Consider the following 23,985-nt stretch of genomic DNA (forward strand, 5'->3'; position numbering starts at 1 on the left):
GAACAGCAGGCCCAGCATCAGGGATCCACGGCAGAGCACCGACGAGAACGCGTTGCCACCAGGGCGGGTCAATGGGCTCGGCGTCTATACGTACGCCGTTCGACTGCAGACGCTCGAGCAGGCGCTCGCCCTCGACATTCGGGGCGCGTAGCCTCGAAGCCCTCCTCGGTCTCGTCCGAGCTCCTCGTGCCTCACGCCCGATGTCGCTGAAGGTCCCTTCCACCGACTGGCCGCGCAGCGTGACCGACGTCGACATGCCCCTGCTCGACGGCCGTCGGGAATTCGGAATAGGTGAGCTCGACCTGCTGGTGACGCTGCGCCGAATCAGGTGATAGTGGAACAGCAGCACGATGACCAGGGCGATGCAGATGAAGGACAACCACTGCCGACGAGAGGGCTGAGCTTCTTCGGGATCCCAGAGAGGCGAACGCTTGGTTTTGTTGCGCTGCTGGTCGGATGAGGCGTCATTATCGTATCGGGGCATGGTGAGCTCAGCGATGGGGGCAGACCGCTTAACATGCCGATCCCCACCATGGATTACAAGGCCGGGGGCGGGCCTCAACGCTCGCGGTCGAGTTTCCCGCCACTCCTCGGCGGCTTCCTCTACGCCGGGCTCCTGATCGCGGGAGAGTGAGGCGCGGCGCTCGGCTTCCTCCTCGCGCACGTCGTCGATCACGGTCATCAGCTCGTTCACGTCCACGGTAGTCGGTGTCGTGCTGGAAACAGCCGGTCAGCTGGATGCCCGGGTGCAGTTCACCGGCCTCGTAGAGCGCCCAGATCTCCTTGCCGTAATCGGTGGCCAGCAGTTCCGGGGCGAAGCGGCCGAAGTAGCGACGCATGTTGTCGACGTCGCGCTCGAGCATTCGTCTCGCGCGCTGTTGTTGCCGGCGGCCTCGACCGCCTGGGGCAGGTCGATGATCACCGGGCCCATCGGCGGCGAGCAGCACGTTGAACTCGGACAGATCGCCATGGATCAGGCCGGCACACAGCATGCGCACCACGTCATCGATCACCTTGGCGTAATAGTGCCCGGGCCTCGTCGGCCGTCAGGGTCACGTCGTCCAGCCGCGGCGCGGTCAGGCCTTCGGCATCGGTGATCAGCTCCATCAGCAGCACGCCGTCGACGAAGCCATCAGGCTTGGGCACCCGCACGTCCGGCCGCGGCCAGCCGATAGAGGGCGTCGACCTCGGCGTTGAGCCAGGCCTGCTCCTGCTCCTTCTGGCCGTAGCGGGTCTTCTTGGCCATCGCCCGGGACGCGGCGGCTGTTGCGCTCCTTGCGTCCCTCCTGGTACTGCACGGCCTGCTTGAAACTGCGCTGCTTGGCCTCCTTGAAGACCTTGGCACAGCGCCGCTCGCCGTGGGAGCGCACGACGTACACCTGGGCTTCCTTGCCGCTCATCAGTTGGCTCTCGACCGCGTCGATCAGGCCGTCGTCGACCAGCGGTTGTAATCTCTTGGGTATCTTCATGTCACCACGTTGGCATAGAACCCTGCCGCCGGTGATTCCGCGGGCGTATCACGTTGTTTTCCGGTCAGCGGCTGATGCGGCGGGCACGAAAGTTGCGCCCCTTGAGCTTGCCGCTGCCCAACTGGTCGAGGGCCGCGTCGGCGACATCGCGTCGCACGGCCACATAGGCACTGTTGGCGAGCACCTTGATCTTGCCTACCTGCTCCCCGGCAATCCCGCCTTCGCCCGTCAGGGCGCCGAGGATGTCGCCGGGGCGCAGCTTCTGCTTCTTGCCGCCGCCGAGCTGCAGCGTCGCCATGGCGGGGCGAAGAGGCTGGCGCTCCAGCACCGCGCGGGGAGGCAGCGGCTCGGTCTCCAGAGTCTCTCCGAGGAGCTCGGCGAGCTTTGCCAGCCGGTAGTCCTCCTGCTCGCTAAGCAGGGTACAGGCCACTCCGGAACCGCCGGCCCGGCCGGTACGCCCGACACGGTGGACATGCACTTCAAGCTCGCGGGCGATGCGGTAGTTGAACACCGCATCCAGGGCATCGATGTCCAGCCCGCGCGCGGCCACGTCGGTGGCCACCAGGATCGAGGCGCTGCCGTTGGCGAACAGCACCAGCAGGCGATCACGGTCCCGCTGCTCGAGATCACCATGCAGCGCCAGGGCACTGAAGCCCGCCGTCATTCAGGGCCTCTGCCACTTCGTCGGTCTCGCGCTTGGTATTGCAGAACACCACGCTGGAGGCGGGACGCAAGTGCAACAGCAGGCGGCGCAGCGCCTCGAAACGGGCCGTCTCGTCCGCCACCCGGTAGAAGTGCTGGCGGATGGTGGTCGCATCATGGGACTCGGCCACCTCCACGGTGACCGGCTCACGCATCATGCCGCTCGGCGATGGGCCGGATGCCCTCGGCATAGGTGGCGCTGAACAGCAGCATCTGGCGGCTCGCCGGGGTCTCGGCGATGATCGCCTCCATGGCCGCCTGGAACCCCATGTCGAGCATGCGATCGGCCTCGTCCAGCACCAGGATCTCGAGCGCCCCCAGCGCCAGCGAGCCCTTGCGCAGGTGCTCCTCTACCCGCCCCGGCGTGCCGACGACGATATGCGCCCCGTGCTCCAGCGACGCCAGCTGCGGCCCCAGCGGGGCACCTCCGCACAGGGTCAGCACCTTGACGTTGGGCAGGCTGCGCGCCAGGCGGCGAATCTCGCCGGCCACCTGGTCCGCCAGCTCGCGGGTCGGGCAGAGCACCAGCCCCTGCACCCGGAAGTCCGCCACCGACAGCCGTGACAGCAGTGCCAGGCCGAAGGCGGCGGTCTTGCCCGAGCCGGTCTTCGCCCGGGCAATCACGTCGCGGCCAGCCAGCATGGGCGGCAGGTCTCTCGGCCTGAATCGGCGTCATGGCGTGATAACCCAGCGAGGCGAGGTTGCTCGAGCAATTCCGGCGCCAGCGACAGCGTGGCGAAATCGGGAGAGGAATCAGACACGTGATAGACCTGCAAGGGAAGGCGGGCACCGGGACAGCGCGCGACGACGGCGGACGCCATCGGGCCGGGGCCGTGGGAGCGATAATGGGAAGACGCGCGCAGGAGAGCAGAAAGTGCCGCGTATCACCCCGACCCGATGATGCTGTCACGGACTTCTGCAAGTCCCGTCTCCACCTGGCCACGATCGATGTCCCCCTACTACGGCCCTCTTCGATAGCTGGTGAAGGGCGAGGCCGGTGTGGCCGCGAGTATGCGCAGCATGCGCCGTTTCATCGACGGCCGATCGTCCAGTACCAGCGACGATCACCTCGTGGGGAGTGGCGAGAGGATCATGTGCCTGGCGATTCCCATGCAGATCACCCGCATGGACGGCGAGACGGCGGCGCGCGGCCTCCCGTGGCATCGAGCGCCGACATCGACCTGATGCTGGTCCAGGACCAGGACCTCGCCGTGGGCGACTTCGTCATCGTGCATGTCGGCTACGCCCTCCAGCGACTGGACGCCGAGGAGGCCCTGGCGACCTGGCGACTGCTCGACGAGATGGACGACGCCACCCCCGCAGAGACGGGCGACGGAGGCCAGATGCATGCATGAACTGAGCCTCTGCCGCTCGCTGGTCCGCCAGGCCGGCCTCGGCGGGGTCGCCTTCGCCGAGCACGGCGCGCGCGCGCATTCGTCGCGTCTGCCTCCGCATCGGGCCGCTCTCCGGGTAGTCGAGGCCGCGCTGATGCACGAGGCCTTTCCGCTCGGCCAGCGGCCATACGCGCCGCCGAGGGCGCGCGGCTGGAGATGACGACCCTGGCCGGTCCGGGTGCACTGCCCGCGCTGCGCTCAGGAGGCCGAGGCCAGCGTCAATGACCTGGCCTGCCCCCTCTGTGGCCATCGGCAGACCCGGCTGACCGGCGGCGACGAGCTCCTGCTGGTCAGCGTCGACCTCGCCGCTACCCTTCTCCCCCGACCGGATAACAGGAGCCTCCATCGTGTGCCAGACCTGCGGCTGCGCCTTCCCCGACCACCTGCAGCACGCCTCGACCGAGCACGACGTCCACACCGTGGAGGTGCTCGAGGGGTTGCAGGCCGACATACGTCGCTGGTCGCGCGCCACAACCGCGAGCACTTCGACCGCGCCGGGCTGCTGGTCGTCAACCTGATGTCCTCGCCCGGCGCCGGCAAGACCAGCCTGCTGGAGGCCACCATCGAGGCGCTGGGCGTCACGCTGCCGCCTGGCGGTGATCGAGGGCGACCTGGAAACCGAGAACGACGCCCGGCGCATTCGTGCCAGGGGCGTGCCTCGCCGTCCAGATCACCACCGGCAGCGCCTGCCACCTGGATGCCTCCATGGTGCCATCGCGCGGCCCATGCGCTGCCGCTGGACGAGCTGGACATCCTGTTCATCGAGAATGTCGGCAACCTGGTCTGCCCCGCGAGCTTCGACCTGGGCCAGCATGCCAATGTCACCCTGCTCTCGACCCCGGAGGGCGACGACAAGCCGCTCAAGTACCCGGTCATGTTCCGCGCCAGCGACCTGGTGTCTGGTCACCAGACCGACCTGCTCGCCGGTCCTCGACGACTTCGACGTCGAGGCGGTGGCGGCGCGCATGCACCGGGTCGCCTCCAGCGCCCCGGTGATGGCGCTTGAGCGGCAAGTCGGGCCCGCTCGATGCCCGGCTCGCGTGGCTCGAGGCCGGCCTCGCCGAGCGGCGCCGACCGGCCTTCCGCCTGGCCCCGCTCGGCTGGCGAGAGCCTGGCTGCACCCGCCCCCACGGCGCTGCCTGACCCATGATGTCCCCGTCTCCCGGCGAGTGGCTGGACCCGGATACGCGCCCTGCCCCGGCCCCCGTCGGGCCAGCTGCGGATCATGAACGTCTGCGGCGGCCACCTGAGCGCACCATCACCCAGGCCGGCCTGCGCAAGGTGCTGCCCGACTACCTGGAGCTGATCCCCGGGCCGGGCTGCCCGGTGCTGCGTCTGCCCGAGGAGGACATCCATGCCGCGGTGGCGCTGAGCCTCGCGGACGGCGTCATCGTCGCCACCTTCGGCGACATGGTGCGGGTGCCCTGCAATGCGCCTCGGCGGGAGCCCCGCTCCCTGCAGGCGGCCCGCACCCTCGGCGGCCGGGTGGTCCCGGTCGCCTCCCCCGGCGAGGTGCTGGCGCTGGCCCGCCGGCATCCCGGACCAGCGGGTGGTCTTCTTCGCCGCCGGCTTCGAGACGACCACGGCGCCGATCGCCGCCCTCTTCTCGCGGACGGACCTGCCGGACAACCTGCTGCTGCTGCTCAGCGCCCGCCAGACCTGGCCAGCCATCGCCCACCTGCTCGAGGACGGCACCGCGGGCTTCGATGCGCTGATCGCCCCGGGGCATGTGGCCACCATCATGGGCGCCGAGCAGTGGCGCTTCGTGGCCGAGACGCACGGGTTGCCCACCGCGGTGGCCGGCTTCACCCCCGGCCTGATCCTGGCGGGCCTGCATGCGGTGCTGCTGCAGGCGCTCGCTACCGGTCCCCGCGGCTCGACAACGCCTACCCGCAGTGTGTCACCGCCAGCGGCAACCGCCGGGCACAGGCGCTGATGGCCTCGCGGTTCGAGGTCAGCGACGCCGAGTGGCGCGGCATCGGCTCGCTTCCCGACTCAGGTTATGCCTGCACGGACGCCCTCGCCCACCGCGACGCCCGCCGGCAGTTTCCCGAGGTGTTCGAGGCCGCCTATGCCCGCCGCGGCGAGATGCCGCCCGGCTGCGACTGCGCCGAGGTGGTGCTGGGCGAATCCGACCGCCAGAGTGCCGGCTCTATGGCAGCGCCTGCCGGCCGGACAGCCCCGTGGGCCCCTGCATGGTCTCCGAGGAAGGGGCCTGCCGGATCTGGTGGAGCCACGGCGTCCGCTCGGCCCAGGGCCCGTCCACCCGGCGGATCGCCGCCACCTCGGTCGACGCTGCGCCTGGTAGACGGCCCCGGTCGAGCCAACGCCCGGGCTGGAAGCGCGACGCTGGCGGCTGGCCGGGGTCGTCCAGGGCGTGGGCTTTCGCCCCTTCGTCCAGCGCCTGGCCAGCCGGCTGGCGCTGGCCGGCCAGGTGCGCAACCATGGCGGCGAGGTGGTGATCGAGGCCCAGGGAGCGCCGACCGGCTGGCGACGTTCGAGCGCGCCCTGCTCATTGATGCCCCGCGGCTGGCGCGTCCGCGCCTCGCCTGTCGCGAGACGATCGCGGCGAGGCTGAGCTCTTCGTTCATGCCCCAGCCCTTCGTGATCCAGCCAAGCGATGACGAGGACGAACAGGCGGGCCCGGTCCACCTGCCGCTGGATACCCCGGTCTGCCCGGCCTGTCTGGCGGAGCTGCACGACCCGCAGGACCGCCACTACCGCTACCCCTTCACCCACGTGCGACCAGTGCGGCCCGCGCTACAGCGTGATCGAAAGGCTGCCCTACGATCGTGCGCGCACCAGCCTCAAGGCCTTCCCGCTCTGCCCTGCCTGCCGGCGGGAATACGAGGACCCGGAGAACCGGCGCTTCCATGCCCAGTCGATCGGCTGCCCGCAGTGCGGGCCCCGGCTGAAGTTCAAACAGGGCTTCGTGCAGGGCGAGCGGACGCTGCCGGTCCTACGGGAGGCACGCTGGATGCCGCCATCGCGGCGCTGGCCGATGGCCGGATCGTGGCCGTCAAGGGGGTCGGCGGCTACCACCTGATGGCCGATGCCGGCCGACCGGCATCGGTTTCAACCCTGCGCGAGCGCAAGCACCGGCCGCACAAGCCGCTCGCCGTGATGTTTCCCTGGCGGGGCGAGGATGGCCTGGACGCCGTTCGCGAGCACGCCCGGCTCGAGCCGCTGGCCGCCGAGGCCCTGCGCGCCGACGAGCGTCCGGTCGTGCTGCTCCCCCTGCGGGCCGATCACGGCCTCGCGGAGGGGATTGCCCCGGGCTCGATGAGGTCGGCGCCCTGCTGCCCTATGCGCCGCTGCATCACCTGTTGCTGGAGGCCCTGGGGCGCCCGCTGGTCGCCACCTCGGCCAACCTCGCCGGCGAGCCCATCGTCACCGACCCCGCCGTGGCCGAGCAGCGCCTCGCCCGGATCGCCGACGCCTTCCTGCATCATGACCGGCCCATCCTGCAGGGCGTCGACGACGGCGTCCGGCGGCCCATCGCCGGCCGGGCGCGCCCCCTGCGCCTGGGGCGAGGCGCCGCCCCCCTGGAGCTCGAGCTGCCCTGGCCCCTGTCCTGTCAAGAGTCCCGGGCCGTGCTCGCGGTGGGCGCGCACCAGAAGGCCACGGCTTGCCTCGCCTGGGAGGCGCGACTGGTGCTGTCGCCACATATCGGCGACCTTTCGAGCCTTGGCGCCCAGCAGGCCTTCGAGCGCCAGGTCGCGACCCTGTCGCGGCTCTATGGCGTGCGTCCGGAGCGGATCCTCCACGATGCCCACCCGGGCTACCACGGCACCCGCTGGGCCCGCGACAGCGGCCTGCCCTGCCGCGAGGTCGCCCACCACCACGCCCATGCCGCCGCCCTGTGCGGGGAACATGGCCGCTTCCGGGAGCCGACCCTGGTGTTCACCTGGGACGGCACCGGGCTGGGCCCGGACGGCACCCTGTGGGGCGGCGAGGCCCTGCTCGGCCGACCCGGTCGCTGGCAGCGCCACGCCTCCTTCGCGCCCTTTGACCTGCCCGGCGGCGAGGCGGCCATCCGGGAACCCTGGCGCCTGGCCGTCACCCTGGCCTGGCAGAGCGGGCTCGCGACACCGCAGGCCCCCGCGACCGACGACGAGCTGGCGCTGCTGCGGGGAGGCTGGGAGCAACGCCTCAACGCCCCGTCATGCTCCGCCGTGGGGCGGCTCTTCGATGCCGCCGCGGCCCTGCTGCTGCCGATTCGCCGGATCAGCCACGAGGCCGAGGCCGCCATGCGGCTGGAAGCCCTCGCCGACGGCGACGGTTGTGCCCTGGACCTGCCTCACCAACGCGACCCAAGCGGGGTGCTACGCTGTGACTGGCGTCCGCTGATCCGCCACCTCCACGACACGCGGCTCGCCCCTTGCCGGCGCGCTGCGGACTTCCATGCCACCCTGGTCCAGGTGCTTCGCTGGCAGGCCAACGCGGCCCGCGACGCGAGCGGGGTGGATACCCTCGGCCTGACCGGGGGCGTGTTCCAGAACCGGCGGCTGACCGAGGCGGCCGTGAAGGCCCTGGAACGCGACGGCTTCACGGTGCTGCTGCACCAGCGGCTGCCCTGCAACGACGCCGCCATCAGCGTCGGCCAGGTCATGGAGACCCTGGCGCGTCACGACTGGCCAGGCATGAGGAGAAGTGAGTGACACAGCCTGCACGGGACACGGCCACCATCACGCTGGCCCACGGCAACGGCGGGCGCCTCATGCGCCAGCTGATCGAGTCGGTCTTCGTCCGCCACCTGGGCAACCCCTGGCTGGCCCCGCTGTCCGATGCCGCCGTGCTGCCCGCCGCCACGGAGGAGGACCAGGAGCTGGTCTTCACCAGCGACGGCGTCACCGTGCAGCCGCTGTTCTTCGCCGGGGGCGACATCGGCAGCCTCGCCGTGCACGGCACCGTCAACGACCTCGCCGTCGCCGGCGCCATGCCGCGCTACCTGAGCGTCAACGCCTTCCTGGAGGAGGGGTTGGCGCTGGAGCAGCTCGAGCGGATCGTCGAAAGCCTCGCCGCCGCAGCCCGGGCCTGCGACGTCCAGGTGGTGGCCGGCGATACCAAGGTGCTGCCGCGCGGCCTGTGTGGCGGGCTCTACTTCGGGGTCTCCGGGATCGGCATGCGCCCGCGCGGCCTGGCCCTCGGCCTCGACGCCATTCGCCCCGGCGATGCGGTGCTGGTCAGCGGGCCGGTGGGGGACCATGGCATTGCCGTGATGCTGGCCCGCGAGGAGTTCGGCCTGAGCGGCACGCTGGCCTCCGACAGCGCCAGCGTGGTGCCCCTGACCCAGGCACTGCTGGAGATGCCCGGCCTGCGCTTCATGCGCGACCCGACCCGCGGCGGCCTGGCAACCGTGCTCCACGAGGTCATCCATGCCACGGGCCAGGGGGTGACCCTCGAGGAGGCGCGGCTGCCGATCCGCGGCAGCGTGCGCAGCGCCTGCGACATGCTCGGCTATGACCCCCTCTATATCGCCTGCGAGGGACGGGTGGTGGCCATCGTGGCCGAGGACCAGGCCGACGAGGCCCTGCACCGCTGGCAGTCGCTGCCGCAGGGGCGAGGGGCGCAGCGGATCGGCACGCTCGACCCGCACCACGACCGGCTGCTGCTGGTCAACGAGTGGGGCGGCGAGCGCCTCCTGCTGGAGCTCGAGGACGACCCGCTGCCGCGCATCTGCTGAGGCCCGGCGACGTCGGCGCGCCGGCCACCTGACGACCTTTGAACGGGACATGGCACCATGAAGGTACAGCACTTCCTGACAAGAGAACGCCTCCAGTCACTCCTCGACCGGCTGGTGGAGGCGGGCTATGAGGTCATCGGGCCCCGGGTGCGCGATCATGCCATCCTCTTCGAGCCCCTCTCGCGGGTGGAGCAGCTCCCCCTGGGGATCACCGACGAGCAGGCCCCCGGCCACTACCGGCTCGAGCGCACCGACACCGGACGCGTCTTCGACTGGGCCACGGGCCCCCAGGCGATCAAGCCACTGACCTTTGCCCCTCGCGAGACCCTGTGGCGAAGCGAGCGACAGCCCGACGGCCGGCTGGTGTTCCGCGAGCAGCCTCCCGAAGCCCAGCCAACGGCGGTCATCGGCGTACGCGCCTGCGACCTCGCGGCGCTGGCGATCCATGACCGCCATTTCCTGCATGACGCCCACCCGGACCCGCACTACCGCGAGCGACGCCAGAATCTCTTCCTGGTCGCCGTCAACTGCATGCGCTCCGCCGCCACCTGCTTCTGCACCGCCACCGGAGACGGCCCCAGGTCCAGCACGGCTACGACATGGCCCTCTCCGAGCTCGACGACGGCTTCGTGGTGGAGGCCCACACCCAGGAGGGTCAGGCCATCCTCGACACCCTGGAGACGACCCTGGCCAGCCATGACCAGCTCGAGCAGGTGGAGGCCGGGATCGAGCGGGCCATCCGCCAGCAGGCGCGCAGTCTGCCTGACGGCTCGGTGCCGGAGATGCTGCAGGCGGCCGTCGACCATCCACACTGGCAGAGCCTCAACGACCGCTGCCTGACCTGTGGCAACTGCACCGCGGTCTGCCCCACCTGCTTCTGCCAGACCCACGTCGACGAACTCTCCCTGGACGGGAAGACTTCCGAGCACGGCCGGCAGTGGGGCAGCTGTTTCGACCCCGACCACAGCTACATCCATGGCACCATCATCCGGGCCGAGCGGCCCCAGCGCTATCGCCAGTGGCTGACCCACAAGTTCGGCACCTGGGTGGAGCAGTACGGCCGCAGCGGCTGCGTGGGCTGCGGCCGCTGCATCGCCTGGTGCCCGGTGGGCATCGACGTGATCGAGGAGCTGGCCGCGCTGTCCATGGCGCCCGACGACGCGCCTCCCAAGGCGCCCGGGAGCGCGTCCCCCTCTCGACCCACCGATAGGGAGGACACACCATGACCAGCGCGCTGGTGCCCTTCGAGGCTGAGGTCGTCGGCTGCAGGGACGAGACCCCGGACATGTTCAGCCTGCAGCTGCGCTTCACCGACCCCGAGGTGCAGGCCGCCTATCGCTTCGCCATGGGCCAGTTCAACATGCTCTGCCTGCCGGGCATGGGCGAGGTGCCGATCTCCATTGTCTCCGACCCCGACGAGCGGGAGATGGTCGACCACACCATCCGCAAGGTCGGCTCGGTCACCCGCAACCTGGGGCGGCTCGAGGTCGGCGACCGCCTCGGCCTGCGCGGCCCCTACGGCCGCGGCTGGCCCACGGAGGAGGCCGAGGGTACCGACCTGGTGATCGTCACCGGGGGGCTGGGCTGCGCCCCGTCGGTCTCACTGATCGAGTACGTGCTGCACCGGCGCGGACGCTACGGCCGCATGCACATCATCCAGGGGGTCAAGCATCTCCAACGACCTGATCTGGCGTGATCGCTACGACGCCTGGCGCCGGCACCCGGACGTCGAGGTCTACCTGACCGCCGACACCGGCGATACCTTCTGGCCCTGGCATGTTGGTCCGGTGACCCAGTTCTTCGACCGCATCGACTTCGACCCGACGCGCTGCTCGGTCTTCATCTGCGGTCCCGAGGGCATGATGCGGGCGGTGATCAAGACGATGCGCCAGCGCGAGGTGCCGGAAGAGCGGATCTGGCTCAGCATGGAGCGCAACATGCACTGCGCCATCGGCTCCTGCGGCCGCTGCCAGCTGGGCCCCAAGTTCGTGTGCCGCGACGGCCCAGTCTTCACCTGCCGGGAGCTGGCGCCCTACCTGTCGCACAGGGGAGTCTGACCATGACCACCGCGACCCGCCGCGCACGCATCGCCGTGCACAAGTTCAGCTCCTGCGACGGCTGCCAGCTGGCCTTTCTCAACCTGGGCGAGCCCCTGCTGACCCTGGCCGAGACCGTCGACATCCTGCATTTCGCCGAGGCCGGTCCGATCGACGACGAAGCCGAGGTCGACATCGCCTTCGTCGAGGGCAGTGTGGCCACCTCCCAGGATGCCGTGCGCCTGCGCGGCATCCGTCAGCGCAGTCGCTACCTGGTCACCATCGGCGCCTGCGCCACCGCCGGCGGCATCCAGGCGCTGCGCAACCTCCACGACGCCGACGCGTGGGTGTCCGGGGTCTATGCCCAGCCCGAGCATATCGACCTGCTCGCCGACTCGACCCCGATTGCCGAGAGCGTCAAGGTCGACCTGGAACTCTGGGGCTGCCCGGTCAGCGGCGAACAGGTGCTCGGCGCCACCAAGGCGCTGCTGGCCGGCCACCTGCCCCGGGTCGACCACAGCGCGGTGTGCATGGAGTGCAAGCGCCAGCAGGCGGTGTGCGTGATGGTCGCCCAAGGCCGGCCCTGCATGGGCCCGGTCACCAGCACCGGCTGCGGGGCGATCTGCCCCCGCTGGCAGCGGGACTGCTACGCCTGCTACGGGCCCGCCGTGCAGGCCAACGTCTCGGCACTGGCCACCCACCTGGCCGATACCGGCATGCCGGCCGACGAGGTCGCCCGGCGCCTGCTGTTCATCAACGGCCATGCCGAGCCGTTCCGGAGTCGAAGGCCTGGACCGGCAGGCACGGGTCATCAAGCGTCAGGGCAGAGAGGAGGAGCAGGGATGAGTCACGACACGCGAACCGGCGAGATCCATGTGCCCATCCTGGCACGGGTCGAGGGCGAGGGCGCCCTGGATATCCGCATCGAGGCCGGCCGCATCGAGGCGTTGACGCTGCGCATCTTCGAACCGCCCCGGCTGTTCGAGAAGCTGCTCGAGGGGCGCAGCACCCAGGACGTGATCGACAGTGTGGCCCGCATCTGCGGCATCTGCCCCGTGGCCTACCAGATGAGTGCGGTGACGGCGATCGAGTCGATCCTCGGCGTCACGCCGAGCCCCTGGGTGGAGGCGATGCGCCGGGTGATGTACTGCGGCGAATGGCTGCAGAGCCACAGCCTGCACATCCACCTGCTGGCCGCCCCCGACTTCCTCGGCTACGACAGCGCCCCGGCGATGGCCAGGGACTACCCGGAAGAGGTGCGCCGCGGCCTGCGGCTCCAGGGGCTCGGCAACGAGATCATCCGGCACCTTCGGCGGCCGCTCGGTGCACCCGGTCGGCATCTGCCCGGGCGGCTTCTTCCGCGCCCCGGATGCCGGCGACCATGCAGGCCCTGCGTCAGCGCCTGGCGGCAGGCCTCGAGGAGGCCCGCGCGCTGATCGCCTGGACAGCGGGACTGCCGCTTCCCGAGGACGACCAGGCCTTCGTCTCGGTCTCGCTGCGCCATGACCACGACTACCCCATCACCGCGGGGCGGATCGTCTCCGACCAGGGGCTCGACATCGACCCGGCCGACTTCGAGCAGCACTTCACGCGAGTTCCAGGTCCCCCACTCGACCGCGCTGCACGCCCAGCTCGACGGCCACCCCGATCTGGTCGGCGCCGCTGGCCCGGCTCAACAACAACCTCGACCGACTGCCCGCCGACCTGCGACAGCTGCTCGACGACGGCGGCGTGCACTTCCCCAGCCGCAACATGTTCCACAGCATCGTCGCCCGGGCGGTGGAGATGCATGTCGCCCTGGGCGAGGCGCTGCGCCTCACCGAGGACTACGACCCCGCCGCCGAGCCCCATGTCGAGGCGCCCGCCCGGGCCGGGGTCGGCGTCGGCTGCACCGAGGCCCCCCGCGGCATCCTCTGGCATCGCTATGCGCTCGACGGTGAGGCCCGGGTCGTCGAGGCCCGGATCGTCCCCCCGACCAGCCAGAACCAGGCGCGGATGGAGGAGGACCTCGCGGCGAGCCTGACGCGCTTCGGCCTGGAGCGCGACGACGACGCCCTGCGACTGCACGGCGAGATGGTGATCCGCAACTACGACCCTTGCATCTCCTGCGCCACCCACTTCCTGGACTTCAATGTCTTGCGAAAATGTCTTGCGAAAATAAGCCACGCGGAATGACCCGGGCGCGACCGGGGCGGGCCTGGCCGGGCAGGACGGGGCCGACGACCTGCCGAGGGGCCATGCCTACCTCTTCGGGCTCGGCTCGCCCCATGGCGGGGACCGGCTGGGCTGGCTCGCTGCGGAGTGGCTGGGCGAGGCGCTGGGCGAGCGCGATGACATCACTGTCGCGCGACTCGACCAGCCCGTCGACCTCTTCCTCCACACGGTGACACCACGCGACCGCCTGCTGCTGGTCGATGCCATGCAGGGCCAGGGACCGCCCGGCACCCTCAAGGTCTTCACTCCCGGGGAGCTCCCCCCGGCTGCCGCGCGGCTGTCATCACACGGGCTCGACCTGACGGGCACCCTGGCGCTGGTCGAAGCCCTGGGGCTCTTCCGGGCGGGCATCCGGATCATCGGCATCGAGATGCCTGACCCCGACATGACGGCACCCAAGCTCGACGAGGCGCAGGCCCGACAACTGCACGCGACGGTCCTTGGCTGGCTCGATGCCGGTTAGTCGCCGACCCGTCAGCAGCGACCCTCAGGGGCGTCGGCCGACCGGCATCGCCTCCCGGCCCTCGCCCTAGAGCCGGCCCAGGGGCAGTGGCCCGTGCTCCTTGACGGTCTGGATGGCGAAGTTGCTGCGGATGTCGCTGACGCCTGGCAGGCGCAGCAGGGTCCCGGTCAGGAAGCGTTCATAGGCTGACAGGTCCGGCACTACTACCTGCAGCAGGAAATCCGACTCGCCCGATACCAGGTGGGCGGAGACCACCTCCGGCAGTGCGATGACCGCCTCGCGGAAGGCATTGGCCTCAACCTCGTGGTGGCGCTCCACCTTGATGCCGACGAAGACGGTGAGGCCGAGGCCCACCCCGCCGCGGTCCAGCTCGGCGTGATAGCCGCGGATCAGCCCCGCCGCCTCCAGCTGGCGCACCCGGCGCAGGCAGGGCGAGGGCGAGAGGCTCACCTCCTCGGCCAGCTGCACGTTGGTGAGCCGCGCATCGCGCTGCAGCGCCGCCAGGATGCGACGGTCGATGGCATCCAGCCGATAGCTTGGCATGAACCTTCACCTCTTCATCTTTCATTGGTATCTTCTGCCAACTGTAGCCGTTTTTCTGGCCGACTTCGCAAGGACCTGCCGGCGTCCCCGGGGCTAGACTGGCAGCGTTCCAGACGGATGTGTCACGACGGCGGGAGGCGAGCCCATGGAGCTGTGGCTGTTCATCGGTGCCCTGGCGGCGATCTACCTGCTGCCCGGCCCCGACATGATCCTGGTGCTGCAGACCGGCAGCCAGCAGGGGCACTCCCGGGCGTTGGCCACCGCGGCCGGCCTTGCCGTGGCGCGCGGCCTCCACGTGGCCCTGGCGGCCCTGGGGCTGGCCACGCTGTTCGCCACCGCGCCCTGGACCTTCGATGCGGTCCGCTATGCGGGGGGCGCCTACCTGGCCTGGATCGGCCTGCAGCTGCTGCGCTCCCCGGGCGCCACGGCCGAGATCGACGCGAGTCGGGTGGGCATCCTCGCCGCCGGTCACCGGCGCGCCTGGCGCCGTGGCCTGCTCACCAACCTGCTCAACCCCAAGTCGCTGCTGTTCTGCTCGGTGCTGCTGCCGCAGTTCGTGGATCCCGGCGAGGGACCCGTGCTGCTGCAGTTCGCCCTGCTGGGCGGCCTGCTGGTGGGCATCGGCCTGCTGTTCGATGCCGGCTACGCCACCCTGGGGGCTGCGCTGCAGCGCTGGTTTGCCGGCAGCCCCCTGAGGGCGCGTCTCCAGCGCTGGACCTTCGGCTCGCTGATGATCGGCTTCGCCCTGCGCCTGGCCGCCTGAGGGGCCGGCGGCCTTGTCCTGCGTCAAGACGCCACCGTTGTGTTCCGGCGACCCATCCCCACCCTGTGCCATAGTGCAACTATGCACATCGACGCATGTATATCGACAAGAGGACAGCCCGATGCAGGAACGTGAGGTCGATATCGCCATCATCGGCGCCGGCAGCGCCGGCCTGAGTGCCTGGCACGCCGCCCGTAAACACAGCGACAGCGTGCTGCTGATCGAGGGCGGGGCCTATGGCACTACCTGTGCCCGGGTCGGCTGCATGCCCTCGAAGCTGCTGATCGCCGCCGCCGAATCCGCCCACCACGCCCGCGATGCCGGCGGCTTCGGTGTAAAAACCGGCCCGGTCGAGGTGGATGGCCGCGCCGTCATGGAGCGCGTCCGGCGCGAACGCGATGGCTTCGTGGGGAGAGTGTTGAAGACGGTGGAGCGCCTGGGCGAGGCCAACCGCCTCGAGGGCCACGCGCGCTTCGACGACCCGCGCACCCTGATCGTCGGCGATCATACCCGGGTGACGGCACGTAACATCGTCATCGCCACCGGCTCGCGGGGCACCTGGCCGGGCTTCTTCGAGACGGCCGGCGACCGGCTGGTGGTCAACGACGATGTCTTCGAGTGGGACGACCTGCCCGAGTCGGTCGCCGTGTTCGGCCCCGGCGTGATCGGCCTGGAACTCGGCCAGGCGCTGCATCGGCTGGGCGTGCGCCTGCGGGTCTTCGGCGTGGGCGGCGCGCTAGGGCCCTTTCAGGACGAGGCCGTGAGGGACTACGCCGACCGCACCTTCAACGAGGCGTTCTACGTCGACCCCGATGCCAAGGTGGAGAGCATCGAGCGCGACGGCGACGCCGTGGTGATCACCTTCCTCGAGCGCGATACCGGCAAGCGCCTCACCGAGCGCTTCGACTACCTGCTCGCGGCCACCGGCCGGCGCCCCAACCTCGACCGGCTCGACCTGGAGAAGGCCGGCCTGGATGTCGACGACAAGGGCGTGCCCCACTACAACCGCTTCACCCTGCAGTGCCGCAATGCCGACGACAGCCCCAGCCACATCTTCATCGCCGGCGATGCCAACCAGGAGCTGCCGCTGCTGCACGTGGCCAATACCGAGGGACGCATCGCCGGCGACAACGCCGGGCGCTACCCGGAGCTTCGCGCCGGCACCCGCAACGTGCCACTGGCCGTGGTCTTCACCGACCCGCAGATGGCCACCATCGGCGCCAGCCGCGCCGACCTGGAAGCCCAGTACGGTGGCTGCGACTGCATCGCCACCGGCGAGGCCTCCTTCGAGGACCAGGGGCGCGCCGTGGTGATGCGCCAGAATCGCGGCCTGATGCGCCTCTACGCCGAGCACGGCTCGGGCCAGTTCCTGGGCGCCGAGCTGTTCGGTCCGCGGGTGGAGCACATGGCGCACCTGCTGGCCTGGATGCTGGAGCAGAAGCTCAGCGTCAGCCGTATTCTCGAGATGCCCTTCTACCACCCGGTGCTCGAGGAGGGCCTGCGCGGCGCCCTGCGCGACCTCAATGCCAACCTGCAGCAGGGCCCGGCCATCACCGAGCGTTGCATGGAGTGCGGGCCCGGAGACTGAGCATGAGGCGTCATCCCATCACGGTCCTTCTCACTTCGGGCCTTCTCGCCTCGGCTCTGCTTGCCGTTGCCCTGCTGTCGGCGTCACCCGCCGCCGCGGCATCCACCGAGGCCCCGGCGCCGCGCCCCACCATCGGCCTCGCGCTGGGCTCGGGCGGCGCCAACGGCCTGGCACACATCGCCATCCTTAAGGTCTTTGATGACCTCGGGATCGTGCCCGACCGTATCGTCGGATCCAGCATCGGCGCGGTCATCGGCGGGCTATATGCCGCAGGACTCTCGGCAGGGGAGATCCGGGACATCTTCGACGACGTGGCGGGCTCGCCACTGGATGCCCTCTCGGGGCTGGCCGAGTCGGAGGTGGAGCTGTCGGCACTGGTGCCGTTCGGGAGCGACGATGCCGGGCTCCTCGACTCGGCCGGCTTCCTGCACTTCCTGGCCAGCCATACCGAGGTTCGCACCTTCGACGCGCTGCGCATCCCGCTCGAGGTGGTAGCCACCGACTACTGGTCGGGAGAGAGCGTGACCCTCGACGAGGGCCCGCTGTTCCCGGCCATCGAGGCCAGCATGGCGGTACCGGGGCTCTTCATGCCCGTCCATCGCGGCGAGCAGCTGCTGATCGATGGCGGCATCTCCAACCCCCTGCCCTTCGACCTGCTGCGTGGTGATGTCGACCTGATCATCGCGGTGGACGTCTCGGGCAGTCGCCAACTTGAAGATGGCCAGGAGATCGGCGTGACCGACATGCTTTTCAACAGTTTCAAGATCATGCAACAGGCAATCATTCGACTGTCGCTGCAGCAACGTCCACCGGACCTCTACTTACGCCCGGAAACCCAAGGGGTGCGCCTGCTGCACTTCAACCGCATCGACGAGATCCTGCACCAGACCGAGCCCACCGCCGAGAGGCTGCGTGATCTTCTCGAGGACACGGTGGCACCGCGGGCCGCCCCCTCTCCCTGACGGCACACGGCCCACCTTCCCCGACAGCTACACTGTGCTCAGTTTGGCCAGGAGCGCATCATGCACCCATCTATTCCTTCCCTGTCACGCCGCCGGCTGCTAGGCGGCCTGCTCGCCTCGGCGGCTGTCGTGGCGCTACCCTCTCTCGGCGCCTCGGCGCGGGCGGCCGAGCCACTGACCCGCGCGTTGCCCGGCACCGGCGAGACATTACCCCGGGTCGGCCTGGGCAGTTGGATCACCTTCAACGTCGGCGATGACCCGTTACTGCTCGAGGAGTGCACCGCGGTCATGGCGGCCTTCTTTGCTGAAGGCGGCCGACTGATCGACTCCTCGCCGATGTATGGCTCGTCACAGGCAACGATCGGCCACGCCCTGAAGCGCCTCGAGGCTGTCGACCGCGTCTATGCCGCCGACAAGGTCTGGACCTCGAACCCCGCAGAAGGACCGGCACAGATCGAGGCCTCCCGCCAGGAGTGGGGCGTTCCGCGCTTCGACATGCTGCAGGTCCACAACCTGCTGGGCTGGGAGGGCCACCTCGAGACACTGATGGCGATGAAGGAGGCCGGCGACGTGCGCCACCTGGGCATCACCACCTCACACGGACGACGCCATGAGGAGGTCGAGCGCATCATGCGCCGCGCCCCCTTGGACAGCGTCCAGCTCACCTACAACATCGTCGATCGCGAGGCCGAGAGTCGCCTGCTGCCCCTCGCCCGGGAGCGCGGCATCGGCGTGATTGCCAACCGCCCCTTCCAACAGAAGCGCCTGATCCGTCGCCTGGAAGGCAAACCGCTGCCGCCCTGGGCCGCCGAGATCGGCGCCACTACCTGGGCGCAGTTCATCCTCAAGTTCATCATCTCCCACCCGGCGATCACCTGCGCCATCCCCGCCACCACCCGCGTCGAGCATGTCCGCGAGAACCTCGCCGCCGCCCGCGAGCCACTGCCCGACGACACCATGCGCCGCCGCATGGCCGACCACGTGCGAGGGCTGTAGAACATGGGCAGCGCATGGTGGAGCTATCGCCCTGAGGACCTGCTGATGTTCTCGCCGCGGGTCTATGCGCGGCTGTTCGAGCTGCACAACCAGGCGCTGTGGCCCGCCCAGCTGCTCGCCCTGGCGCTGGGTGGCATGGCACTGGTCGTCCTGCTCCGCCCCGATCCGCGGGCAACACGCCTGGTCGTCGCCATGCTGGCCGTGGCCTGGGTCTTCGTGGCCTGGGCCTTCCTGTGGCAACGCTATGCCCCTATTCACTTGGGCATCGCCTATATCGTTCCGCTTTTCGGCCTCCAGGCGCTACTGCTGATCGTCCTTGGCAACCTCCGTGGCGGGCTGTGCCTGCCAGGTCACTGGAGCATGCGGCGGTGTATCGGCATAGGGCTGTTCGTTTATGCCCTGGCCCTACATCCGCTCGTTGCCGTGGCGACAGGTCGAGGCCTGGCGGGCGCCGAGGTCATCGGCCTCACCCCCGACCCGCTGGCCATGGCCACCCTGGGCGTGGTGGCCATGGCCGAGCCCGCCCGCCGCGTCTGGCCGTTGCTGGTCATTCCCGCGCTCTGGTGCCTGCTGAGCTGGCTGACCCTCGATACCCTCGGCGAGCGGAGTGCCTGGCTGCCCCTGCTGGCCGTCGTCGCGGCCCTGGTAGCGAGATTCTGGCCGACGCGCACAGCCTTGCGTTGACTCGCCGCTCAAGGGCAAGGCGATAGCCTGGTAAGCTGAATCTACAAGCCCCCGTTTCACTCCTCCGATCAGGATACCCCTCTCATGTCCCGATCCCGTCCGTTTATCGTCAGTCTGCTGTTGCTGGTGTCGCTTGCCCTCCTCCAGGGCTGTGAGCCGTCCGAGCCTCCTGTCCCAAAGGTTGCCCAGGTCGAGCCGCCCAAGCCGGGCGAGACGCTGAAGGTGGCCACCCGCAACGCGGCCACCACCTACTACCTGGACCGGGAAGAGACCCCGGCCGGGCCTGAACACGACCTGGTAGAGAGCTTCGCCGAAGCCAATGGCTGGGAAGTGGAATGGATACTGCAGGACTCCATCGCCGAGGTGCTGCAGGCCCTGGAGGCTGGCGATGTCCACCTGGCCGCCGCCGGGCTGACCCATCTTCCCTCCAGGGACGAGCGCTTCAGCCGCGGCCCCGGCCATACCGACATCGTCGAGCAACTGGTCTGTCATCGCGACATGCGTCCCCTGCCCCGGCAGATCGAGGAGATTGCGGACGTCGAGATCCGGGTCACCGCAGGTTCCAGCTATTCGGAGAGACTCCTGTCACTGGTCAACGACCATACCGGCATTCGTTTCGAGGAGGATCCGCGCACTACCGAGATCCTCCTCGCCAGGGTGGCCGAAAGGACACTGGAGTGCACCGTGGCCGATTCCAATATCGTCCAGGTGGTGCGCCGACATTTTCCCCACCTGGAAGTCGCCATGAACCTGACCAGCGGCGCCAGGCTGGGCTGGTATCTGGCCAAGGGGCATGACGAACTCGCGGCGCGCGCTCATGACTGGATGGAAGGCCCCCAGGGCGAGGAGACCCTCGATACGGTGGAGCACCGCTACTATGACTATATCGACGACTTCGACTTCGTCGACCTGCGAGCCCTCAACGAGCGGATCGACGAACGCCTGCCCGATTATCTCGATCTCTTCCTCCAGGCCGAAGAAGAGACCGGCATGTCCGCCGACCTGCTCGCGGCACTCTCCTACCAGGAGTCGCACTGGGACCCTCGGGCCGTCTCGCCTACCGGGGTACGCGGCATCATGATGCTCACCCAGAACACGGCAAAGTCCCTGGGGGTCGACAACCGCCTGGATCCTGCCTCCGCCATCGACGGTGGCGCGCGGTATCTGGCCGACCGTCATGAACGGCTGCCCGAGGAGATTCCCGAGCCGGATCGCACCTACCTGGCCCTGGCCAGCTACAACATCGGGCGCGGTCACGTGCTAGATGCCCGTGAACTCGCCCGGGAGCTGGGCAAGAACCCCGACTCCTGGGCAGACATGGAAGAGGTGCTCCCGCTCAAGGCCGACAAGCGTTATTACCCTCAGACCCGTTACGGCTATGCACGGGGCTACGAGCCGGTGCACTACGTCCAGCGGATACGTAACTATCAGGACGTGATCGGTGCCGCAGTGGAAGTATTGTCGCCCGACGGAGAATGAGCGCAGCGGCCTCGCCGCCCTCTCCTCCGCAAGGGTCGTCAGATTGTGAGGCCGGCTCCGGCGGCCAGCATAGCGACGCCCGGTTATGGAACGGCTGACCGAGGTGTTGAGCGAGGTCAAGCTTAGCTAACCCGCTGATTTTCAGTCGTCGATAGTGATCGAGGAAGGCTCAGCAGACGTCTCGCAAAAAAATTCTTGCTGCGCTGCAACAAAAGCGCCTATGGTGGTAGTGCAATCCCCCTGAGGAGGGCAACCGCAATGACTACCCCACAAGCGCAGTGCCAACCGTTCGATTCCTACGTGCTGCAGTGCTGGGCACACCAGGCTCAGTTGCAACGAGCCGCCTCCGAGGCCTTCGCCGCCTACCTTGACTGAAGAATCTCACTGACGTGCCGGATGCACTGGCCCGATGGTCGAAAGCCTGTATGATGATTGTGCAACATCTTCAGATACGGAGCAGAAAAGACGATCGATCATTCTTTCAAGCCAGCACGGAGGTTCTCATGAAGGTCTATAAACCGGAATGGCAGTGCACGTTTAGCGTAAACGAGGGCGTGGAAGAATCGGCCAGCTGGAAGGCGCGAATCGCCTGGTACTTACGGGAATTCGCCGACAAGCTGGACGTTGGTGGAAGAACGATCAAGATTGACTGCAACGTCACCCCCGAAGTGAGCCGTGAGGACGTCGACACCTGCCTGGAGAAGGGCTTTGCCCTGACCCAGAGCCTGCTCACCCAGCTCGCCCATCAGGCCGCCTGCGAAGACGTCATGCGTGATGCCAAGGCAGAGCTGTTCGAGGAAGCGCCTCAGCGTTGAGGCCGTGACCGTACCTGCAAGTGCAGTCACCACACCCCATTCGGCCCCGAGCCGAATGGGGTGTTTTCGTTTCTACCGTTTCATAGATCTGCCGCCCAGCTGGTCCGCGCGAGTTCGATGACCCGCGCCACCTCCCCTTCCGGAATCGCCTGGGTATCGCCGAGCTCCAGCGGATCGTAGTGGAATACATAGGCTCGCGAGGCGAATTCAGCGAAAGGCAGGGAGGCCTCTCCATGGCGCTCGCCGTTGCCCTGGGTCGCACAGTGAATCCCCTGGCCCCAATCCTGACCGCTGTCGTTGTTGGGGTTGAAGAAATAGACGCGCATCTCGCCGTCCGAATCCAGCGCCACCCGCAGGATGGTGATCGCATGCCGACCCACCAGGCGTGCGGCACTGTCGGTGACGGCGATCCCCGCCGGCTGCGGGTGTATCACCGGCAGGTTGCCGTTGTAGTAGGGGTGATAGCAGGCGTAGAAGTCACGAAGGAAGCCCGCGTGATCCTCGATCTTGCCCGTCTGCACATCGACCACCACACGAAATTCGTGACCCACCCACCAGCCATAGAATTCGGGATTGATCCAGCGGTGCAGGTCGTCATCACGCTCGCCGCACAAGCGGCCCATCTCCATGTAGATGCGGTCGAGATGCGGCACCAGCAGCAGTGACACAGGGTCCACGTCCAGCGGCGGCTCCTTGGCGAGACCCGCCTCCAGCCCTCGGGACGAGACACTCTCGCCTTCGAACCGCTGGAGGATCTCGTCGTCGCGAGCGGCCCAGGCAACGAGCTGCAGGAGGTAATCGGCGTCATTGTCGGCCCACATGGAAATCCCGATCACCGACTGGCAGGTGGGGTTGTTGCCCTGCCCCACGCCCAGTGGCTGCCCCAGCAGGCTCAGTACCCCCGCTAGCAGGAAGACCCGGGGAGGCTGGGCATCGCCGAAGACGGCGGCCAGCTTGGTCGAAGTCTCGACGGAGAGCTTCAGCGTGATCTGGCGCCACAACCCCGAGGCGACGGGGTGCGAGAAGAGGGCACCGCGTTCGAGCAGCATGGCCAGGCCATAGACCGACTGGCTGGTTTCCGGAAACACCGCCTCGTCGATCAGGGCATGCACCAACTGGCTGTAGCACTGCAGCACATCGATGCCGGTCATGCTCAGCCCCAGGGCGGCGGGGATGAGGTCATCACGCCGACGGCGCAGATGGCGCAGGAAGAGGGGATGGTAGGGCGACACCAGGCCGGTCTCGTGCATCGCCCGAGCGAAATCCGCCGCCTCCTCGGCCAGGGTGGCGTCGTCCATGGTACCCAGGCGCCGGTCATAGACCGCCAGCCCGGGATCCTCGCGACACCCCTTGGTGGGGCCGAACAGGGCAGTTACCAGGCGCGCCGCACTGTGCATGCCGTCGGTATCGATCTCGGGGTCGAACAGGCAGCGGGCGATCTGGCTGATCATCTCCTTGATGCTGTCCGTCTGGACCGGGCGCTGGGCCAGCAGGCGCTGGACCTCGCCCACCAGGCTCTCGAGAATGCTCTCGTAGCCCATTCGATCCAGCAGATACTGGTAGAGGGCTTGGACGATGGCGCCCAGGTCCTCGGGACGTTCGCGGTCGGCTTCGGTCATCTGGCCGGAGAGCAGGTCCAGGTTCAACGCCATCACCTGGGTGAGGAAATTCATCGCCTGCTCGGCGGCGATACCGGGGTGGAAGTAATCGCCCACCGCCACGGCAAGCAGGCGGATCTCGCTCAAGGCCTCGATGACGGTATAGCCCGGATCGCCCTGCCTAAGTGTGCGGACGGCCAGGGCGGGCTGAAGGATGGCGGGTTGTCCCCAATCGCTGTTGACAAAGACCCCCGAAGTCTCGATCGCGACCACCCGGGTATAGAGGGCGTCCAGTCCCCCCGGGGTGGCCATCAGCTTCCTGGCTGCTTCAAGCACCTCGGCCCTGGATGGCCGGGACTCCTGCTGGCGGGCCAGCACGAAACGCGCCAGTGCCGCATCGAACTGCTCGGCCAGAGGACGGATATCCTCGGCGGGGTTATAGATATTCATGACGCCATGGTTCCTTGACTCTCGACTCATCGGTTCGGCCCGTTTCGGCGCCTCTTGCCTGCTAGATACGCTCTTCCATTCGACTGGAGAAGGCGTAGCCAAGCACACGGATAGCTGATGATACCCCGGCCAGGCCTGACAAC

Annotated in this window: 26 protein-coding genes and 5 pseudogenes; 25 read left to right on the forward strand and 6 right to left on the reverse strand. The window is 68.7% G+C overall.

Annotated elements, in window-relative coordinates:
* The first annotated feature begins 200 nt into the window (after positions 1–200).
* Positions 201–332: a hypothetical protein gene (locus U5L98_RS17300; RefSeq protein WP_322559502.1), complete on the forward strand. Its 132-nt coding sequence runs from the start codon at positions 201–203 to the stop codon at positions 330–332.
* A 180-nt stretch (positions 333–512) separates the two neighbouring features.
* Here U5L98_RS17300 and U5L98_RS17305 read toward each other — a convergent pair whose 3' ends face one another.
* The 3 genes and pseudogenes from U5L98_RS17305 to dbpA form a co-directional block, all read right to left on the reverse strand.
* A complete protein-coding gene (locus U5L98_RS17305; protein ID WP_322559660.1) occupies positions 513–992 on the reverse strand; it encodes an RIO1 family regulatory kinase/ATPase in 480 nt (159 codons plus the stop codon).
* 10 nt (positions 993–1,002) lie between these two features.
* Entirely contained in the window at positions 1,003–1,146 is a 144-nt protein-coding gene (locus U5L98_RS17310) for a hypothetical protein (protein WP_322559503.1), read from the reverse strand.
* A gap of 387 nt (positions 1,147–1,533) precedes the next feature.
* Positions 1,534–2,992: pseudogene (dbpA, locus tag U5L98_RS19115) on the reverse strand (ATP-dependent RNA helicase DbpA).
* A 336-nt stretch (positions 2,993–3,328) separates the two neighbouring features.
* Here dbpA and U5L98_RS17330 point away from each other — a divergent pair.
* From U5L98_RS17330 to hypE, 11 genes and pseudogenes are all read left to right on the forward strand, one after another.
* On the forward strand, positions 3,329–3,526 hold the full coding sequence (locus U5L98_RS17330) for a HypC/HybG/HupF family hydrogenase formation chaperone (protein ID WP_322559507.1): 198 nt from the start codon (positions 3,329–3,331) through the stop codon (positions 3,524–3,526).
* Positions 3,519–3,725 (forward strand): hypothetical protein, encoded by a 207-nt coding sequence (locus tag U5L98_RS17335; RefSeq protein WP_322559508.1) that lies wholly within the window; start codon positions 3,519–3,521, stop codon positions 3,723–3,725. Before U5L98_RS17330 ends, U5L98_RS17335 begins: the two co-directional genes overlap by 8 nt.
* 18 nt (positions 3,726–3,743) lie before the next feature.
* Positions 3,744–4,571: a hypothetical protein gene (locus tag U5L98_RS19120; RefSeq protein WP_416208275.1), complete on the forward strand. Its 828-nt coding sequence runs from the start codon at positions 3,744–3,746 to the stop codon at positions 4,569–4,571.
* A 143-nt stretch (positions 4,572–4,714) separates the two neighbouring features.
* Positions 4,715–5,086 (forward strand): annotated as a pseudogene (locus tag U5L98_RS19125) (hypothetical protein); the annotation flags it as partial.
* On the forward strand, positions 4,995–5,501 hold the full coding sequence (locus tag U5L98_RS17345) for a hypothetical protein (protein WP_322559509.1): 507 nt from the start codon (positions 4,995–4,997) through the stop codon (positions 5,499–5,501). The pseudogene U5L98_RS19125 and the gene U5L98_RS17345, both read left to right, overlap by 92 nt.
* A pseudogene (locus U5L98_RS19130) lies at positions 5,492–6,027 on the forward strand (hypothetical protein); the annotation flags it as partial. The gene U5L98_RS17345 and the pseudogene U5L98_RS19130, both read left to right, overlap by 10 nt.
* A complete protein-coding gene (locus tag U5L98_RS17350; protein ID WP_322559661.1) occupies positions 5,922–6,143 on the forward strand; it encodes an acylphosphatase in 222 nt (73 codons plus the stop codon). The pseudogene U5L98_RS19130 and the gene U5L98_RS17350, both read left to right, overlap by 106 nt.
* Positions 6,144–6,154: 11 nt before the next feature.
* Positions 6,155–6,295 (forward strand): annotated as a pseudogene (locus U5L98_RS19135) (hypothetical protein); the annotation flags it as partial.
* Positions 6,296–6,332: 37 nt separating this feature from the next.
* Positions 6,333–6,611: a hypothetical protein gene (locus U5L98_RS17355; RefSeq protein WP_322559510.1), complete on the forward strand. Its 279-nt coding sequence runs from the start codon at positions 6,333–6,335 to the stop codon at positions 6,609–6,611.
* A gap of 5 nt (positions 6,612–6,616) precedes the next feature.
* Positions 6,617–8,226 (forward strand): annotated as a pseudogene (locus U5L98_RS17365) (Sua5/YciO/YrdC/YwlC family protein); the annotation flags it as partial.
* Positions 8,223–9,251: a hydrogenase expression/formation protein HypE gene (gene hypE, locus U5L98_RS17370; protein ID WP_322559511.1), complete on the forward strand. Its 1,029-nt coding sequence runs from the start codon at positions 8,223–8,225 to the stop codon at positions 9,249–9,251. The pseudogene U5L98_RS17365 and the gene hypE, both read left to right, overlap by 4 nt.
* A gap of 96 nt (positions 9,252–9,347) precedes the next feature.
* Here the strand turns inward: hypE and U5L98_RS17375 are convergent, their stop codons facing one another.
* Positions 9,348–9,698 carry a hypothetical protein gene (locus tag U5L98_RS17375; protein ID WP_322559512.1) on the reverse strand — a complete coding sequence of 117 codons (351 nt, stop codon included), beginning with the start codon at positions 9,696–9,698 and terminating at the stop codon, positions 9,348–9,350.
* A 152-nt stretch (positions 9,699–9,850) separates the two neighbouring features.
* Here U5L98_RS17375 and U5L98_RS17380 point away from each other — a divergent pair, with 152 nt between their 5' ends.
* The 6 genes from U5L98_RS17380 to U5L98_RS17405 all read left to right on the forward strand — a co-directional run bounded on the left by U5L98_RS17380 (position 9,851) and on the right by U5L98_RS17405 (position 13,964).
* Entirely contained in the window at positions 9,851–10,477 is a 627-nt protein-coding gene (locus U5L98_RS17380) for a 4Fe-4S dicluster domain-containing protein (protein ID WP_322559513.1), read from the forward strand.
* Positions 10,474–10,947: an FAD-binding oxidoreductase gene (locus U5L98_RS17385; protein ID WP_322559514.1), complete on the forward strand. Its 474-nt coding sequence runs from the start codon at positions 10,474–10,476 to the stop codon at positions 10,945–10,947. The genes U5L98_RS17380 and U5L98_RS17385 overlap by 4 nt, the downstream gene beginning before the upstream one ends.
* 91 nt (positions 10,948–11,038) lie before the next feature.
* The gene (locus tag U5L98_RS17390; protein ID WP_322559515.1) at positions 11,039–11,308 is read left to right on the forward strand and encodes a hypothetical protein; all 270 of its coding nucleotides are present in this window, start codon (positions 11,039–11,041) and stop codon (positions 11,306–11,308) included.
* A gap of 2 nt (positions 11,309–11,310) precedes the next feature.
* Positions 11,311–12,723, forward strand: coding sequence for a nickel-dependent hydrogenase large subunit (locus U5L98_RS17395; protein ID WP_322559516.1), 1,413 nt, complete (start codon positions 11,311–11,313; stop codon positions 12,721–12,723).
* Between the two features lie 295 nt (positions 12,724–13,018).
* Positions 13,019–13,462 carry a nickel-dependent hydrogenase large subunit gene (locus tag U5L98_RS17400; RefSeq protein ID WP_322559517.1) on the forward strand — a complete coding sequence of 148 codons (444 nt, stop codon included), beginning with the start codon at positions 13,019–13,021 and terminating at the stop codon, positions 13,460–13,462.
* 49 nt (positions 13,463–13,511) lie between these two features.
* A complete protein-coding gene (locus U5L98_RS17405) occupies positions 13,512–13,964 on the forward strand; it encodes a hydrogenase maturation protease (protein ID WP_322559663.1) in 453 nt (150 codons plus the stop codon).
* A 66-nt stretch (positions 13,965–14,030) separates the two neighbouring features.
* Here U5L98_RS17405 and U5L98_RS17410 read toward each other — a convergent pair whose 3' ends face one another.
* Positions 14,031–14,507 (reverse strand): Lrp/AsnC family transcriptional regulator, encoded by a 477-nt coding sequence (locus U5L98_RS17410; RefSeq protein WP_322559518.1) that lies wholly within the window; start codon positions 14,505–14,507, stop codon positions 14,031–14,033.
* Between the two features lie 145 nt (positions 14,508–14,652).
* On the opposite strand from U5L98_RS17410, the gene U5L98_RS17415 reads away from it, so the two are divergent.
* The 7 genes from U5L98_RS17415 (at position 14,653) to U5L98_RS17445 (ending at position 21,794) form a co-directional block, all read left to right on the forward strand.
* A complete protein-coding gene (locus U5L98_RS17415; RefSeq protein ID WP_322559519.1) occupies positions 14,653–15,270 on the forward strand; it encodes a LysE family translocator in 618 nt (205 codons plus the stop codon).
* 121 nt (positions 15,271–15,391) lie between these two features.
* A complete protein-coding gene (locus U5L98_RS17420) occupies positions 15,392–16,858 on the forward strand; it encodes a dihydrolipoyl dehydrogenase (protein WP_322559520.1) in 1,467 nt (488 codons plus the stop codon).
* 2 nt (positions 16,859–16,860) lie between these two features.
* Entirely contained in the window at positions 16,861–17,820 is a 960-nt protein-coding gene (locus U5L98_RS17425) for a patatin-like phospholipase family protein (RefSeq protein ID WP_322559521.1), read from the forward strand.
* 60 nt (positions 17,821–17,880) lie between these two features.
* Complete coding sequence (locus U5L98_RS17430; RefSeq protein WP_322559522.1) at positions 17,881–18,816, forward strand: aldo/keto reductase; 936 nt, start codon at positions 17,881–17,883, stop codon at positions 18,814–18,816.
* 3 nt (positions 18,817–18,819) lie between these two features.
* Positions 18,820–19,500: a DUF6064 family protein gene (locus tag U5L98_RS17435; RefSeq protein WP_322559523.1), complete on the forward strand. Its 681-nt coding sequence runs from the start codon at positions 18,820–18,822 to the stop codon at positions 19,498–19,500.
* An 84-nt stretch (positions 19,501–19,584) separates the two neighbouring features.
* Positions 19,585–20,979 carry a membrane-bound lytic murein transglycosylase MltF gene (gene mltF, locus U5L98_RS17440; protein ID WP_322559524.1) on the forward strand — a complete coding sequence of 465 codons (1,395 nt, stop codon included), beginning with the start codon at positions 19,585–19,587 and terminating at the stop codon, positions 20,977–20,979.
* A 503-nt stretch (positions 20,980–21,482) separates the two neighbouring features.
* The gene (locus U5L98_RS17445; RefSeq protein ID WP_322559525.1) at positions 21,483–21,794 is read left to right on the forward strand and encodes a hypothetical protein; all 312 of its coding nucleotides are present in this window, start codon (positions 21,483–21,485) and stop codon (positions 21,792–21,794) included.
* An 80-nt stretch (positions 21,795–21,874) separates the two neighbouring features.
* Here U5L98_RS17445 and U5L98_RS17450 read toward each other — a convergent pair whose 3' ends face one another.
* Positions 21,875–23,842, reverse strand: coding sequence for a hypothetical protein (locus U5L98_RS17450; protein WP_322559526.1), 1,968 nt, complete (start codon positions 23,840–23,842; stop codon positions 21,875–21,877).
* Positions 23,843–23,985 lie beyond the last annotated feature (143 nt).

Origin of the sequence: Halomonas sp. (assembly GCF_034520545.1) — a bacterium.
Classification (GTDB): domain Bacteria; phylum Pseudomonadota; class Gammaproteobacteria; order Pseudomonadales; family Halomonadaceae; genus Halomonas.